This window comes from Streptomyces sp. NPDC037290 (assembly GCF_055603245.1).
This window is the reverse complement of record NZ_JBVJVZ010000040.1, coordinates 15,548-31,096: the sequence shown is the minus strand read 5'-3', so window position 1 is coordinate 31,096 and position 15,549 is coordinate 15,548. Positions and strand designations below refer to the sequence as shown.

General features: G+C 67.7%; 12 protein-coding genes, 1 tRNA gene and 6 pseudogenes. 9 read left to right on the top strand and 10 right to left on the bottom strand.

Annotated elements, in window-relative coordinates; all coding sequences use genetic code 11:
• Positions 1–943 precede the first annotated feature (943 nt).
• Together ACZ7HQ_RS42340 and ACZ7HQ_RS42335 are read right to left on the bottom strand one after the other, a co-directional pair.
• Positions 944–1,039 (bottom strand): annotated as a pseudogene (locus ACZ7HQ_RS42340) (IS5 family transposase); the annotation flags it as partial.
• A 343-nt stretch (positions 1,040–1,382) separates the two neighbouring features.
• Positions 1,383–1,688, bottom strand: coding sequence for a hypothetical protein (locus tag ACZ7HQ_RS42335; RefSeq protein WP_471002102.1), 306 nt, complete (start codon positions 1,686–1,688; stop codon positions 1,383–1,385).
• A gap of 525 nt (positions 1,689–2,213) precedes the next feature.
• Here ACZ7HQ_RS42335 and ACZ7HQ_RS42330 point away from each other — a divergent pair.
• Positions 2,214–2,498: a transposase gene (locus tag ACZ7HQ_RS42330; protein WP_471002099.1), complete on the top strand. Its 285-nt coding sequence runs from the start codon at positions 2,214–2,216 to the stop codon at positions 2,496–2,498.
• A 300-nt stretch (positions 2,499–2,798) separates the two neighbouring features.
• On the opposite strand, the pseudogene ACZ7HQ_RS42325 reads toward ACZ7HQ_RS42330, so the two are convergent.
• A pseudogene (locus ACZ7HQ_RS42325) lies at positions 2,799–3,065 on the bottom strand (IS6 family transposase); the annotation flags it as partial.
• Between the two features lie 272 nt (positions 3,066–3,337).
• Between ACZ7HQ_RS42325 and ACZ7HQ_RS42320 the strand changes: the two are divergent.
• Positions 3,338–5,005 (top strand): alpha/beta hydrolase, encoded by a 1,668-nt coding sequence (locus ACZ7HQ_RS42320; RefSeq protein ID WP_471002096.1) that lies wholly within the window; start codon positions 3,338–3,340, stop codon positions 5,003–5,005.
• An 833-nt stretch (positions 5,006–5,838) separates the two neighbouring features.
• Here ACZ7HQ_RS42320 and ACZ7HQ_RS42315 read toward each other — a convergent pair.
• Positions 5,839–6,522: a WD40 repeat domain-containing protein gene (locus ACZ7HQ_RS42315; RefSeq protein WP_471002093.1), complete on the bottom strand. Its 684-nt coding sequence runs from the start codon at positions 6,520–6,522 to the stop codon at positions 5,839–5,841.
• 468 nt (positions 6,523–6,990) lie between these two features.
• Here ACZ7HQ_RS42315 and ACZ7HQ_RS42310 point away from each other — a divergent pair, with 468 nt between their 5' ends.
• From ACZ7HQ_RS42310 to ACZ7HQ_RS42285, 6 genes and pseudogenes are all read left to right on the top strand, one after another.
• The gene (locus ACZ7HQ_RS42310; protein WP_471002091.1) at positions 6,991–7,212 is read left to right on the top strand and encodes a DUF7455 domain-containing protein; all 222 of its coding nucleotides are present in this window, start codon (positions 6,991–6,993) and stop codon (positions 7,210–7,212) included.
• A gap of 184 nt (positions 7,213–7,396) precedes the next feature.
• Positions 7,397–7,642: pseudogene (locus ACZ7HQ_RS42305) on the top strand (site-specific integrase); the annotation flags it as partial.
• 168 nt (positions 7,643–7,810) lie between these two features.
• A pseudogene (locus ACZ7HQ_RS42300) lies at positions 7,811–8,137 on the top strand (helix-turn-helix domain-containing protein).
• Between the two features lie 210 nt (positions 8,138–8,347).
• Positions 8,348–9,436, top strand: coding sequence for a hypothetical protein (locus ACZ7HQ_RS42295; RefSeq protein ID WP_471002089.1), 1,089 nt, complete (start codon positions 8,348–8,350; stop codon positions 9,434–9,436).
• Between the two features lie 314 nt (positions 9,437–9,750).
• Positions 9,751–10,191 (top strand): annotated as a pseudogene (locus tag ACZ7HQ_RS42290) (transposase); the annotation flags it as partial.
• Positions 10,192–10,214: 23 nt separating this feature from the next.
• Complete coding sequence (locus ACZ7HQ_RS42285; protein WP_471002110.1) at positions 10,215–10,904, top strand: HAD family hydrolase; 690 nt, start codon at positions 10,215–10,217, stop codon at positions 10,902–10,904.
• A 61-nt stretch (positions 10,905–10,965) separates the two neighbouring features.
• Here ACZ7HQ_RS42285 and ACZ7HQ_RS42280 read toward each other — a convergent pair.
• Positions 10,966–11,042 (bottom strand) — tRNA-Met (locus ACZ7HQ_RS42280).
• 226 nt (positions 11,043–11,268) lie between these two features.
• Entirely contained in the window at positions 11,269–11,856 is a 588-nt protein-coding gene (locus tag ACZ7HQ_RS42275) for a TetR/AcrR family transcriptional regulator (protein ID WP_471002087.1), read from the bottom strand.
• A gap of 73 nt (positions 11,857–11,929) precedes the next feature.
• On the opposite strand from ACZ7HQ_RS42275, the gene ACZ7HQ_RS42270 reads away from it, so the two are divergent.
• Positions 11,930–12,760: a class I SAM-dependent methyltransferase gene (locus ACZ7HQ_RS42270; RefSeq protein WP_471002084.1), complete on the top strand. Its 831-nt coding sequence runs from the start codon at positions 11,930–11,932 to the stop codon at positions 12,758–12,760.
• 444 nt (positions 12,761–13,204) lie between these two features.
• On the opposite strand, the gene ACZ7HQ_RS42265 is transcribed toward ACZ7HQ_RS42270, so the two are convergent.
• From ACZ7HQ_RS42265 to ACZ7HQ_RS42250, 4 genes and pseudogenes are all read right to left on the bottom strand, one after another.
• Entirely contained in the window at positions 13,205–13,747 is a 543-nt protein-coding gene (locus ACZ7HQ_RS42265; protein ID WP_471002107.1) for a hypothetical protein, read from the bottom strand.
• Between the two features lie 66 nt (positions 13,748–13,813).
• Positions 13,814–14,431: pseudogene (locus tag ACZ7HQ_RS42260) on the bottom strand (hypothetical protein); the annotation flags it as partial.
• 25 nt (positions 14,432–14,456) lie between these two features.
• Positions 14,457–14,828, bottom strand: coding sequence for a hypothetical protein (locus ACZ7HQ_RS42255; RefSeq protein WP_471002081.1), 372 nt, complete (start codon positions 14,826–14,828; stop codon positions 14,457–14,459).
• Positions 14,825–15,544, bottom strand: coding sequence for a YqjF family protein (locus ACZ7HQ_RS42250; protein ID WP_471002078.1), 720 nt, complete (start codon positions 15,542–15,544; stop codon positions 14,825–14,827). The genes ACZ7HQ_RS42255 and ACZ7HQ_RS42250 overlap by 4 nt, the downstream gene beginning before the upstream one ends.
• Between the last annotated feature and the right edge of the window lie 5 nt (positions 15,545–15,549).

Below are 15,549 nucleotides of genomic sequence, written 5' to 3'. Positions count from 1 at the left end.
AGATGACATCAATGGGCTGCCGGTGCAATTCGTGCTTACTTGGGTTGATTGACTCCGCTACTCTGATCGCCTTACTTGCGAGCCCCTCGGTCGGCTCTCCAGCCCGGGCGCTAACCCCTCCTTCCTGTCCGCGCGCTTGGAAAGACAAGCGGAGGTCCGGGGAAGTGCCGGCCGGCGTGGGTGACGGGCGGGTTCCAGCCAGGCGCCCAATCATGATGGCAGCCCGGCGACGGCCGACCCGGCCCATTACGTCGAAGATCACACGATCGTGTCGCATGGGCTGTGCAGCCCTGATGCCGTCGGTCCGTGCACGGGATGAAGGATGCACCGCGGAAATGTTCCGCCGGGACTCCGGACACGGATTCCACCCGCAGGTCCGGGGCGGGGTTCGCCGTGAAGATCCCCTCGTGTGATCCGCCCGACTCTTCCGGCACAGGGGCCAGGCCTTGGGATGGAGGGGAGTGGGTACAGCGTCGCCGGTTGGCGATGGGCAGCTGCCGGGGCTGGGCAACGACGTAGGCGAGGTCGGCCAGCTCGGCAACCAAGGAGGGGGGTAAACCGTGGCCAGGATGCCTTCCAGGAGGCACCAGGAGTCCAGCACAGGATACAAGTAGGCGAACTTGTGAGCCCCCAGGGCTGCGGCGAACTGTGCAGACGGGAGGTGACGTCGATCGCCCCTACGCGACGCCGTGGTTGGCGGCGCAGGCGTCGGGCAGTGCGAACGTCACCGCGGCCTCTACCAAGAGTCCAGCCGGCTCCTTGCTGCCGGCGTGCCAAGTGTCGGCTACAGAGTGGGGCACGAAATTCTAGCTGGTCCGAGAGCGGCAGCCCTCGGACCAGCGTGGCCGACGCCTTGGCCACTCGCAAGCGGGACCTCTCAGCGGTCGCCATCCCGCAGGGCAAGGCAGGCAATGCGCCCAGCTGATGAGAGGTCATTTTGTCCAACTCGGTCCAGGAGCCGGGCGCCGGCGGGTTCCTGCACGCTTGCCGCGGTGGCCAGCACGGCAAGCAGGAGGCCGCGGATGTCGGTGACATTTACCTGATCACGAGGCAGCAATCGACGGACTCTATGAACGGCGGAGGGAACTTCTCGAAGGCTGGTAACGAGACAGGGCCACCGGACATGAAGCAGCGGCTCCTTTCCTCGGAATAGCATCAGGATTGCCCGAGGACGTGGTGACGGGCTGGTGCCGTGTGGGTGGACCTCAACCGCGGCGCCGGGGTTCTCAGGTGTTGGGCCATGAGCCCATTGCTAGACTTTCTCTCCTGAGAAGCGCAGGCACTGACCTGAGGCTACGTAGCCTTCCGTCGCGCGAGCGGGTGAAGCGACCGCCCGAGGGCCGGATCGTGTCACAGGGACAGGACGGCCCGTAGGGACGTGGTCAGTCGAACGGGATGCTGCCGTGACCCCTGATGTTCATGGCGTTCTCGAAGCAGGCAGACACGCTGAACGTCCGTTCCTGCCCGTTCGGTAATCGCAGCTTGCGGCCATCGTCGTGGTAGACCTCAACAGCAGTGTTGTCGTCCTCCAGCGTCATACGGCCGCTCCAGCTCTCCGGCTCGTTCACGTCATTGCGGACGCCCCAGGCCTCGACGACGGACCTGTATAGCGCTCCCCAGAGTGCTGCTGTCGCGGTGTGCCATCGGCCGTTGGCGAAGACTTGAATGTCGTGTGCGTACATGTCCATGGCCCGAGGGTGGCACCCGGGCCGGCCGCTCGCATGTTGGCGGCAGCGGAGCCACCCTGAGGCGTGGGATTCGTAGTAATGGAATTACGCCGATCTCCACACCGGTCCGGTCCTCGACAAGACCATGATCTGCATTATTCTCGTGCGGGTCCGATCACGATCGAGCACGGCGCCAGCGTTGTGGCCCCCGAAACCGAAGGAATGGATGACTGCGACGGACGAGTTGGCCCGTCGCGCGTGGCCGGTCACGATGTCCATGTCCACGTCGGGGTCAGGGCTGTGGAGGTTCGCCGTCGGTGGGATGACGCCGGCACGACGGCCTGGTCCACGAACGAACCCGCATCCTGGACCGGCTGCCGTCCTGCGTGACCTTGTTCCCGGAGGCACCCCCACCGGGCTGTCCGCCGACAAGGCCACTGCCATCATGAAGAGCCCCGGGCCGAGACCGACGCCTGCCGCCCGACATAGCCCACGATCTCCTGGCTGATCTGCGCCGCCTGGACCGGCAAGGTCAAGGTAGCCGAGATGCGTGGCACGCTCTCCGCGATCCGCACCACGCTCACGGAGCTGCCGGACCTGGGCACCGTGCTGGCCGCCAAGGTCATCGGCCACGCCGGAAACGTCAGCCGCTCCCCCGCCAAGCACCACTTCGCCCGCAACACCGGCAGCGCATCCCTAGACGCTTCCAGCCGCAACAACGTACGCCACGGGCTCAATACCGGTGCCAACCGGGCACTGAACTCCGTGCTGCACGTCCTTGCGCAAGATCTCGGAAAAGTCAGACGCCTGCGGAAGCCCGCAGGGCCCTGAAACGCCACCTGTCCAACGTGGTCTACCGAATCATGCAACGCGACGGCGAAGTCACCTCGCCCAAGCCGCTTGACATACAGAGGCGCTACGGGAAAGGCTCCTGCTCGGCGGCAGTGCACACCACTCCGAGCCGACAGCCGACAGATCAATGCCAAGGCACACGGCCAGTCCCGTTGCGCGTCAGACCACCGCCCGAAGCGGCGCCCGAACATCCTCACTGTTGCTGAGTGCGGCGGGTGTTGAGGGCGTGTCGAGATGTGGTTGTCCGCCGCTCCGCTGTCGTCGGGCACCGGTGGGGCAGCCGGTGACCTGCCGCCGGATGATGAAGCGTTCGGGCATTTCGTGCCGGTAGGCATGAGTGGCAAGCTGGTGGGCTGCGGGGCCGAAAGTAGCGGGGTGAGATCCCGGAAAAGGCGGACAGGGATCTCTGCGCGGCCGCCGGCGGACTTGAAGCGTCGTATTGCCCGTTTCCCGCTGCGGGGCCGAGGTCTCCGCGCGGCTGTTGAGGTATTTCGAGCTCCCGTGCTCCACCGAGGGAGTTACCTGTCGGTGGGTGGCCCCGTAGGAGTGCGCGAAAGCTATACGCGGCGTCTCTGGATCTCTGGGACCTTACGACGGTCCGTCCAACCCACCAACAACGCAGGACCCGGTGAGAGGTCTCTCTCCAGCACCACTACCTCGTGCCGCAAAAGGTCTCAGATAGCATCACATTTAAGGAGAAAACGCCCTCTTGGTTTGGCTGCATGGTGCAGGGTGTCAGAAGTGGAAGACCGAACACCGGTACGATGCCCGGCAGTCGGCCGTTGAATGTACGGCGGCCGTTGTCCGAGAGGGACCCGATGAAACACGCACGCAGAACACGCAGCCGGTTACCCGCCCGGGTCGCCGGCACGGCAGGGGCACTGGCCGTCCTCCTTGGCACCGGGATCGGTTCGGCCTCCGCCTTTGGGACGGCGGCCGCGGCGTCCACTGCCAAGGTCGTGCCCGCAGGTGCAGCGACCACGCCGGGGCAGTTGACGCTTCCCGCCCCGAGCGGTCACTACAGGGTCGGTACGGCCGACCTTCACCTCCGCGATGTGAAGCGCACCGATCCGTGGCTGCCCAGTCCCCAGCCGCGTGAGCTGATGGTCACACTGTGGTATCCGGCCACGCGCACCTCCCGCTATCCCGCCTCGCCCTGGCTGCAGTCCGCCGCCGCCGCGCATTTCTTGAGCAGTTGGCAGGTCCCGCCCAACACCGTGACCCTGCCCACCACCTCCGGGCACACCGGCGCCCCGGTGGATCACAAAGCCGGCAAGCTACCGATTCTGCTGTACTCGCCCGGGCGGGGTTCGGACCGCGCAACGGGCACCGCACTCGGCGAAGATCTGGCCAGTCGCGGCTACCTGGTCGTCACCCTCGACGACACCCACGACGACAGCGAAGTGGAGTTTCCCGGCGGCCGGCTGGAAACAAGCACCATGCCGCCGACCACCCCCGCGACCCACGTATTCGCCGCACGAGTCGCCGACACCCGCTTCGTCATCGACCAGTTGACCGCCGTCATCCACGGCCACAACCCGGACGTGGACCACGCATCCCTCCCCCACGGGCTGTCCGACGCGATGGACATGACCCGCATCGGCATGTTCGGCGCCTCTCTCGGTGGAGGACTGGTGCCTGCGGCCATGCAGACAGACTCCAGGATCCACGCTGGTGCAGACCTGGACGGACAATTCTTCGGTCCCGAGACCACGAAGAACCTCAACCGTCCCTTCCTGCTGTTCAGTTCCGAAAAACACAACCTCAACACCGACTCAAGCTGGGCGACCTTCTGGAAACATCTGCACGGCGAGCGGTACGACCTGAAACTGCTCGGGGCGCAGCACGTCTCGTTCCTCGACTACGAGGCTCTCCTCTCTCAGGCGCCCAGCGCCTTCAAACAATCCGCTGCCCAGCTCGTCCACACGCTCGGCACGATCGCCCCCGGCCGTGCCATCGAAATCCAACGCGTTTACCTCGCGGCCTTCTTCGACAAGGCACTACTTCAGACCCGCAGTCCGCTGCTCGACGGTCCCTCCTCCCGCTACCCGGAAGTCGCCTTCGCGGACTCGCCCCACCGTCAGCCGCCCGTACCCGTGGCCCTCTACCGCTGCTACAACAACGCCAACGGCGACCACCTCACCACCACGAGCGTCACCGTCACCAACACCGGCTGCGAGGGCTACCCCAGTCTCGACGGCCGCCTCGGCCACATCCCGGGCCGCCAGACCGCCGGCACCGTCGCGCTTTACCGCTGCTACAACCCTGCCACCGGCGATCACCTCGACACAACCGACCCCAAATGCGAGGGCTACCCGAACAAGGACGGCCGCCTTGGCTACATCTACACCACCCGGGCCCCCGGCACCTTCCCCCTCTACCGCTGCTACAACCCAGCCCTCCACAACCACCACCTCACGACGAGCGACCCCAAATGTGAGGGCTACCCCAACCTCGACGGGCGCCTCGGCTACGCGTTCCCCTGAACAAATTCGCCGCAGTCCGCTGTGACATCACCATCGGGAAGATTCAGGCCAGGAACTAGGATCGGGAACCGAGCTGACCGACGCCAAGGCAGCTTCCATGGCCGTCCCCGTGCAACTCAACAACTCCTCCGACCGAGCAGGCGCCCAGCACGCGCTGCCCCGTCGACATCTTCAACAGCGAGTTCGACACTGCATCCTTCCATCCCGTTCAGCAAGCCTGGGCACGGAAGCGCCGAATGCAGACAATTTGAGAAGCTGAAGGCCGTTGCAGGGCCGTTACGGAATCAAGGAATCGCTATAGAAAATACCCCGGAAGGAAGACAGGAATCGGGCAGGCATTACCGGAATTCATATCGACATCTGTTTCTGGAGAGATTGGCTCTGATGCACTTCACTACACCTCGCGCGACAGTTTCGACCGCTATCGCTTTATCCGCCGTGCTCCTGCTCGGCGCATGCAGCACCAGTACCGGTTCAAGCCATGCAAGCAGCTCCGGGAGTGTCACCGCTGCAGCGCCTCCTGACGGGGGGCAGCCCACGGCTACCGCCTCCGCGAGTAACGGTCCATCCAAGGGGGCGACTGCCGGCTGCCGGAACCTGGCTACCACCAAGGCAGCCAAGACTGCGGTTACCCATGCGTATACAGCCGCAACCGGAAGCCATCATGTCCAACTCCGTCCAGGAGGGCTCATGTATGGACAGTGCGGAAGCGACCAATACGCTGAAGCCACTTTCGGCCTCACCCCGGATGCGACAGCTCGGGAACAGCTCAATGCCCAGGATGACGGCAGTGTGCGCGCGTACTTCATCCGCCATGGCAGTCAAAACTGGGCCTACAGCAGCACCGCAGACCTCGCCGACACCGGCGGCTGCGCCAAGACCATCCCACGCGAACTCGCCATGCTCTGGAAAAACTGCCCCGCGACGGCAGACTGAGTGCCGTAGCGTCCAGCCCCCGGGTATCTGTCGTCTGGCACAGGCTGACGGACGAGTCGCGAGCGCCGGGAGGTGTCGCACATCTGTCTGCAGACGACTTTCGGTGTGAGATCCCAGAGGTGGGCGATTCCGTCGACGGCGGCGCCAGCCAACTGATTTCGGTTGGGGTTGACGGCGATGCTTTCGATCATATTCTGGTGACCGGTCAGGGTCGCGGCGAGCTGGTAGTCGGCGGTGTTCCAGACGTGGAGGGTGCCGTGGGAGTCACCGGCGGCGATGATGTCGCCGATCTGGCTGACGGACGAAGGTCGCCGCCCCTGCCAGCCCGCCGGGGCATCGGGCAGCCGCCCATGAGTGAGGTCTCCCAGGACGCTTGTGCCGTCCTCTGATGTGGACACCAGGGTCCGACCGCGGTCGGTGAAGTTCATGGCGCGCACGGGAGCCGTGTGACCCGTGATCGACATCAGCGGCAGTTCGTGGAGGACGCTCCACAGCGTGACCTGCAGGCCGTCGCGGGCGGTGGCGACGACTGTACCGTCGGGGCTGAAGGCCACGGCGGTCACGACGCTGCCGATGACCACGGTGGGGAGCACACCGCACAGCCGCCGACGCCACCACAACCCTGCCCGCCACCGCGAGCGGGAATGGCAGCGTACGCCTGTGGAACCCCTCATCCGACCGCCTGCTCCGTGACCAGAACTGCGGCACGATGGAAGTTCGGCCAGAATCCGGCCCCCCTCCGCCTGATCAGCCCGTGCACGGCTGGGCCCGACCGAGCAAGCGAGGGAACTCAGTCATCTGTCCGACCGTCGTCGTGCGGCCGCGTGCCAATGAAGGGGCTCCCGGGCTTCGAGTACCGGCCCCACGCGTGCCGCCCGCCACGCAGTCAGCTCATGTGGCGTACCTCACGGAGCGCAACATACATGGGAACGCACAACAAAATGGAACTTAGCGGGTCATATAGGCGGAGGCTCCCCCGGCCTCACCGGGTCGACTGCCTACTGGCCGGTTGTCGCTCCTGGCACGACAGCGCCACAGAAGAGGTAGACGTGACTACTATTCCCACTCCCGCGAGCCCGCTCACGGCCGCCGACCGATGCGACCGCTGCGGCGCCCAGGCATACCTGCGCGTTGTCCTGCTCAGCGGCGGAGAACTGCTCTTCTGCGCCCACCACGGCCGCAAGTTCGAGCCGGAACTCAAGAAGATCGCCGCTGAGATGCAGAACGAAATGGAGCGGCTCACGTCCGTCCCAGCCCCCGGGGAGCGGTAGCTGCCGTACCGTCCTCCGGCTGGACGAACATCGACTCCTGGACGACGGACCACCATCACACACGGTGACCCTCCCGTGTGACACGTCTTGTGGAAGCAGACACCGGCGTGCCGCACCTCGACTGCAGCAGGGCCTTCCTTCTGTGCTGGTGGACCGCGCCCGTGGCTCGGGTCCGCGCGAGCGGATGGTCCCGCTGATCAACGGCGCCGACCGCACGCTGCGGTGGTTCATCGAGGACGTGTGGTGCCAGTTCGACGACGACCACACCCGCCCGGGCGCTCCGCTGTTCCCCGCCGAGCGCAAGAACGCCGACGGCTCCTCACGCCGGGTCGGCGACGACGCCCTGCGCGGCGGGCTCAAGGCTGCGGCCAAAGCGCATCTGCCGGGATGGGGCGAGCGGCTGACACCGCATGTCCTGCGGCATTTCTGCGCGTCCCAACTCTATGAGAACGGGCTGAACTTGCTCGCGATTCAGGAGGTTTTGGCATTCCTGGATCGCCACGACGATGCGATACGTCCACGTCCAGCAGACCGGGGTCGAGGACGCCTGGGTCGCCGGGACCGAGCGGGCCGCGAAGCGGCTGGAAGGGCTGATCCGATGAGGTGGAACCTGCGGCTGACGGCTGCGTACAAGGGTGTCTGAAAGGCGTCCGAGCTCCAACGAAGCCTGTCTGAGCACGGGTTGGCGATCTCGGCGGGGAAGATGTCCGGGCTGTGGTCGGGCCGGCCGATCTCCCTCAAGCTGGAAGACCTGGACGTCATCTGCGTCGTCCTCGGCTGCGAGATCGGCGATTTGTTGATCCCCGAGCCAGACAAGGTCCGCCGTCCCGGCGAGGAGAGCGGCCAGCAGGCCGCCGCCGCGTCCGGCCCCGCTCCGGCGGTGGTCCCGCGCCGTCGGGACGGCCGATCGCTTCCCCCGATGTGACCCATGGGCCCGAGTTCCTGCCCGGAATGCCTTGCCTGGGGACGGTTCTTCGAGCCCCGTTGCTCGACGTGTTCCTCGTTTGCCAGCCGCTGGAACGTGGGCGAGTGCGCCGGCTGCACACGCCGAGTGCCTTTGCGGGAGGAGTACTGCCGTCTGTGCTGGCTCCAGGCGAGAACGGAGGCTGCCGCGACCGGCGACAGACCGGAGGTTTTGCTGCCTCGCCTGCGTCACCAGCAGTTGTGCTTCTACGGCCTGACGGCGCTCTGGGACCGCCAGCCGAAGCAGACCGTGGTGAAGTACGGCCGCCGGGGCCGTCCCCGGCGACCCGATCCGTCTCCGGCTTTGCCGCCGTCCTTGTGCTGGCTCCAGCCCGCGTTGTTCGCCGTCCGCCCGGGCTTCACCCGGTCGCCGGCACGCACGGCCCTTCCCTGCGGCAACCTGTGGCTGGCCTGGGGCCCCCACCGGCTCGGTGAGGCACGAGGCTGGCCTCGCAAAACCCGGCTGAACGTCGATCAAGCTCTCGTCACGCTGCTGTCCGGTCACGTCGACGGCGACGTGATCCGGTACTCCGAGATTACCCCCGTGCTGCGAGCCCGCGGCCTGAGCACCGTCCGTACAACGGAAGTCCTCGACCGCATCGGTGTCCTCCTCGACGACCGGCCCGCGACATTCGACCTGTGGCTCGAACGCAAGCTCGACGGCCTCGCCGCCGGGATCCGACGGGACGTCGAAGGATGGGCGCGGACCCTGCACGACGGCGGGCCCCGGTCCCGGGCCCGGCATCACGCAACGGTCTGGAACTACCTCAACCGGACCCGACCGGCGCTGAGCGACTGGTCCAGCTGCTACGACCACCTGCGCGAAGTGACCCGCGACAATGTGATCGCGCACCTCGACACCGTCCACGGGTCTCCACGCCAGCACACCATCGTCGCGCTGCGATCGCTGTTCCGGTGGGCGAAGAAGAACGGCACCATTTTCAAGAACCCGACCGCCCGCGTCCGCGTCGGCCAGCGTGAAGAAGGCGTGATCCAGCCCCTGGAACCCAAGCACACCAGCGGGTCCGTCGCGGCAGTCACCCACCCCGCCGACCGGCTGATCCTCGCACTCGCCGCAGTCCACGCAGCACGGCCTGGCGCCATACGCCGCCTCCAGCTCGACGATCTCGACATCGGCAACCGTCGCCTGAGATCGACGGCCGCACCCGCCCACTGGACGACCTCACCCTTCAACTCACCTACGAGTGGCTGGAGTTTCGGCGCAGCCGCTGGCCCGACACGGCCAGCTTGCACCTGCTGATCAACAAGCAGACCGCCCTGGGGACCGAACCCATCGGCAAGAGCTCCGTCGCCGGCCCGGCGCTGCACGGCCAGACCGCGACGCTCGAACGACTCCGCATGGACCGTCAGCTCGAAGAGGCACTCGTCCACGGTCCCGACCCGCTCCACCTCGCCGAGGTCTTCGGACTCAGCGACAAGACCGCGATCCGCTACGCGAACTCTGCCCGCGTTCTCCTGGAACAGCCCCTGGAAGCGAACCCCGCGGGTTCACGGCGAAGCGCCTTCAGTTTTCGCGAACTCGCGGGGGTCGGGGGCGCCAGCCAAGGTGAGCTCAAAAGCCGCCACGAGATGATCTTGCCAGGCGCGACGAAGGCGATGCAGGAGATCTACAACGCCATGGACCGCGCCCCCGCCGAGAAGGCAATCGAGTCGTTCGCCAAGACGTACGGGGCGAAGTGGCCCAAGGCCGTGGCGAAAATCACCGAGGACCAGGAGGAACTGCTGGCGTTCTACGACTTCCCGGCAGAGCACTGGATCCACTTGCGGACCACGAACCCGATCGAGTCCACGTTCTTCACCGTCAAGCTCCGCACGAAGGTCACCCGCGGGGCACGCAGCCCGGCCGCCGCGTTGGCGATGGTGTTCAAGCTGGTCGAGTCCGCCCAGGAACGCTGGCGGGCCATCACCGGAGCCTCCCTCGTCGCCCTGGTTCGCTCCGGCGCCAAGTTCAAGGACGGCGTCCTGGTCGAGCGCGAGGAGGTCGCCGCAGCGTGAAGAGCAGGGCCTATGCTGCGGGGATGATCAAGCCCATTGAGCTCGTCATATTCGACTGCGACGGCGTGCTGGTCGACAGCGAGCGCATCGCCGCTCGTGTCCAGGTCGTCCTCGGAGCCGAGCTGGGCTGGCCGCTGACCGAGGACGAGGTCGTGGACCGGTTCATCGGGCGCTCGCACGCCGCCATCCACGAGCAGGTCGCCGCTCAACTCGGCCCGGACACGGCCGCGATCTGGTCGGAGAGGTTCGAGCACCTCCACCGGGAGGCCGTGGACGCAGGGCTTGCCCCGGTGGACGGCTTGCCGGAAGCACTCGACGCGCTCACTCTGCCGACATGCGTCGCCTCCAGCGGCTCCCACGACAAGATGCGGCACACCCTGGGCCGCACCGGGCTCTACGAACGCTTCCGAGGCCGCATCTACAGTTCCACCGAAGTCTGTCGCGGCAAGCCCCCGCCCGACCTGTTCCTGCACGCCGCCCAGCAGATGGGCGTCGATCCCGAAGTGTGCGTGGTCGTCGAGGACAGTCAACCCGGCGTCCACGCTGCCCGCGCCGCCGGCATGCGAGCCTTCGGCTACGCAGGAGGACTCACCCCGGCCGAACGCCTCGAAGGCCGCGACACCGTCGTTTTCCACGACATGCGCGAGCTGCCGACTCTCATCGCCGAGCGGCAGCTGCCCCTCCACCAGAAACTGTCCAGCCACAAGATTTGACGATTGCTCGCCCTGCCTGGGGGCGACGCAGAAGGGGCCCGCGCTTGCGGGCCCCTTCTTCTGGTAGCGGGGACAGGATTTGAACCTGCGACCTCTGGGTTATGAGCCCAGCGAGCTACCGAGCTGCTCCACCCCGCGTCGGTGATGCCACTCTACACGGTGGATCATGCGGGACTCGGGTCGGACGTCAGCCGCCTGTAGGTTGCAGGTCTGCGTTAGCAGTGTCGGTCGATCTCCAGCAGTCGACTGGCAATCTTTCGGGTTGCGTTAGCAGCACCTGCGGTCGGTGCGGTGCCGGGCGCTTCTCGATCATCCGGCCTCTTGGACGCAGTGCAATCCTCCGTCACCTGACCGGCGCCCCGACCTACGACTGGGATGGTCGCAAGGCGCCGGCGATGACGGTGGTCACCATCTTGCGGACGGCGGCGGTCTGCGGTGGGGCGCTTGTCCGGTCGGCGAACAGCAGGTGCCCGGCCCCGACGAGGGTGGGGGCGAGTGTGTCGATGTCGGCGTCACCGGTCAGGCGCCCCAACTCCCGCTCGGCGGTGAGGTATGCGGCGATCATGGCGGTGCCTTGCATGGCCAGTGGGAGGCCGGTCAGACCGGCCTCGCGCAGCCGGGCGCGGAGGCCGTCGCGGAAGGTGATGAGCGCGACGATTGCCACCGTGACGGGCTCGAACAGGTCATGCAGGGCCTCGGCGAGGTTGTCCACCACGCTCCCGGTGCCGGCGGCGGCACGCAGAGTCGTGGTTCGGTCCTCGATCCCGCGGGCGCGGTCGAGGACGAGTTCCGCCAGGAAAGCGTCGAAGTCGGTGAAGTGCCGGTGCAGCACGCCCTTGGCACAGTTCGCCTCCTTCGTGACCGCCCGGCTGGTCAACGCGTCGGGCCCGTCCCGGAGCAGGACGCGCTCGGCGGCTTCGAACAACTGGCCGCGCACGTTGTGGATGTGCACCCCTGACGGCATTGTCTCCCTTTCCGCGCCGCCCCGCCTTAACAAGTGGGCAACCGCCCATTAGTGTGGGCGCATGCCCACTTTATCGCAGGGACAGCCGGACAAGTCCGGACCCGAACCCCACCGCCACCGGCAGACAGCCGAGTCGTTCGGCGTCGACGCCGAACGCTACGACCGCGCCCGACCGCCGTATCCCCAGGCCCTGGTGGACAGGATCGTCGCGGCAAGCCCCGGTCGGCACGTCCTCGACGTCGGAGCCGGGACCGGCATCGAGGCCCGGCAATTCCAGGCGGCCGGCTGCACGGTGCTCGGTGTCGAGCCCGACGAGCGGATGGCTGCCTTCGCGCGACGCAGCGGCGTCGAGGTCGAGGTCGCCAGGTTCGAGGACTGGCAGCCGGCCGGGCGGCAGTTCGACGCGGTCATCGCCGGCACCGCCTGGCACTGGGTGGACCCCGTCGCCGGCGCGGCCAAGGCGGCCCAGGTACTCCGGCCCGGCGGCCGACTCGCTCCCTTCCACCACGTCCCCCAGCTCCCGGCCGAGGTGATCGACGCCCTGGCCGAAGCCCTCCAACGGGTCGCCCCCGATCCCCCGTTCAACCCCGGCCTGCTGAGAGGATCGGCCGTGGACGCATACCAGCCACTGTTCGCGAAGATCGCCGACGGGATCCGGCAGACCGGCACCTTCAGCGAGCCGGAACAGTGGCGCTTCACCTGGGAGCGCACCTACTCCCGAGAGGAGTGGCTCGACCAACTCCCCACCTTCGGCGGCCTCACCCAACTCCCCGCAGACGAAATGGCGGAGGTCCTGGACAGCGCCGGAACCGCGATCGACAAGCTCGGCGGCCACGCCACCATGCCCTACACATCCGTCGTGATCACCTCGACCCGCTCCCCTACGCCCTGACCACCGCAAACGTCGGGCGTCGCCGAGCGCGAGCAGACCGATGAGCTCGGCGACGCCCCCGGGAGGCGGGGCAGGCACTCCGGCTCCTCGCACCGGACCTCAGCCCAACGGTCCGTCCCGGCGGGCCACCCGATGCTAAAGATCAACCGATCGGACCACTGCTAACGCACCATGGAATCCGGAGTCTCAGCAGGAGTCACTGCCAACGGTGCGGCTCAACCTACACGCCGTCCAGGATCCGCCAGTCGATGCGCAGTGTCGGCTCAGGATGCGCAGCGCACTGACTGCGCACATCCGGGGACCAGTCCGCATTCGTTACGTTACGTAGCTGTCGTTTGCTCTGTCTGTGCTGCGAGGGTTCGGCGGAAGACACGGGCGTCCCGACGCTGCGGCTGTGCTGCTGAGCGCCGTCAGGTGTCGTGGGCCGGCCCGTGGCGCCGTCGCTCAGTCGGCCGTTGTGCGTAGTGCCGCTTCGGCCTGGCGGATGCGCCATTCCTCCACGGTGTCCTGCTGTCGTCGGGCTCGCTCCAGCAGCCTGTCGAGCAGGGCTGGATCGAGGCGTTCGTCCGTCCCGGTGAGCCGGCGCAGGGTCTGCCATCCGGCTGCCTTGCCCTCCACCCCCAGCCGTAGCGCCTCCAGCTCCAGCACGGTGCTCAGCGGAGAGCGTCGCACCAGGCGGCCGTTGCCCTTCAGCCGCGCCACTTTTTCCGCGACCCAGCCCGCGCACACCTTGTAGCGGTGCACGGGGACGCCCAGGTCCCGCATGATGCCGACGAGTGCCGTGCGGTCCTGGGCGATGTCGGTGGCGACGGGCCCGAGCGCGCGGCCGAGCGCCGAGCCACGGGCGACACGTGCCAGGTGGCCGGCCCGCTGGGTGCCTGCGGTGGCGCCGGCGAGATGGTCGTTCAGATAGATGCTGAGCAGCTTCAGGTCGGCGCCATGTACGGGTGGGTGGCGCGGAGGTGAGCTCCGTGGTGGGGCGTTCATCAGAAGCCTCCTTCTTTGTGCGCGTGGCTGCCGTGTGACCGGGGATGCAAGAGATTCGGGCGTGCGCGGTGTGCTCACCGTCGTCGTGACGCGTACGAGGCAGGGGGTGCGTGGCGTGGAGCCGAAGCCGAATCGCACGGGCGGTTCCACCGCGCTGAGGGCGCCGAGGTGGCGGCCCTCGAGGGTCGCGGTCGCCGCGGTGACCAGATGCAGATCGCGGGCGCCGTACCACTCGTACCGGCCGGCGCCGGCCGTGCCACGGGTGCGCACGCCCAGGAGGAGGCGGGCGACCGGATCCGTCACCACCGTCCAGAAGGGCCGGGCGGCCAGGACACCGGGGACCGCCCGCAGCAGCAGTCCCAGGGGGCCGCGCCGCCCGGCGGTGAACCGGAGGTCGAGCAGCGGGCCTGCGGTGACCGTCCACTCGGCGCCTGCGACGCCCACACGTACGGGTACGATGCGGACCTCGTGAAAAGCGTAGGTACCGGCGATGAAATCCGCAGTCCGCCGGGTGGGGGCCAGCAACAAGCAGTGGCCGTCGGCCCGTTCGAGCATCAGATCGCTGAACGGCCCGAAGGGCGAGCGGGGCCAGTGGCCGAGGACAAGGCGGGCGCCGGACGCCGTGCCGATCCCGGCGATCCAGCCGTCGAAGCGCCACCAGGTAGTCCGCGGGGATCGGCGCATCAGGGTGCCTCGGCGGCGGTCCGGTTCATCCGCCCGCGGGCGACCCGAGCCGGCCGCACCGGCGCCATGCCATGAGCCATCCGGCCTGCATCGCCGCGTCCAGCAGAGAGGTCGGACGGATCCGGCCGACGGGCGCGTACACCAGGTCGACGGCCAGCAGGGTCACGGCCGTCCCCGGAAGGCCCGTACGGCGGGCCTGGCGCACCCCACCGGGCATGGCCGGGGTGAACATCATGCTCCATCCCGTCGTGGCCGGCAGCCCGGCCGTCCTGTACTGGAGCCATTCCTCGGACTTGGGTCCGAAGACCCACTCGAAGCTGCGCAGGTGCAGCAGCGGCCGGCCGCCACCGACCAGGTTGAACAGCCCCTGAACCCGCGCCACGAGCACCGGGTTCATCCCCGTCTCCTCCCTGTCGGCCACACCGGGCGCGAGACGCCGAAGCGGACCTTGTGGACCCCGTCGGAGAAGTGCACGAGCGGCTCCTGCACGGGCGGCGGCAGCCCGGCCGCCCGGGTGAGGGTCTCCTCGAGGTCTTCCAGGCGCGCCGCGCGCAGCGGCCAGGGCTCGTGCTCGACGGGCGTCTGCCAGAGCACGCCGCAGCTCCGTGTGAAGGCCCGCCACCGCGACGTCAGCCACACGTCCCGCCGGCTCGGCCGGAGCGGATCGCCCGGACGGACCACCACGCGGTACGACGGCCCGCCACGCCCCCGCGCCCCGGCGTAGGTCACTACATCACCGCGGCGCGACAGCATCAGGTGCCCGAGGTGGTACGGCGCACCGATCGCACGGGCGGCCAGCATGACCGGGGAACTCACCTCGAGGTTCAGGAACCAGAGCCCGTCCCCGCCGCCCCGTTCACGTACATACGTGCGCAGGTTGGTCTCCGCGAAGGAGGGCAGAGCAACAGGGACACCCGGCGGGCGCACACCGGCCATCACGAACGGCGTGAGGCTCACCCACGCCCACTGATCGCAGGTGTCCACCGTCAGCCCCTCCGGCAGCAGGCGCTGTACCTGCTCGGGAGAGTAGGCCCAGTGCACGAACGTCTGGGTGAGCCAGCCGGCGAGCAGTTCCGGGAGATGCACACGCTGCTCCGGCGCATACGACACCACGCGCA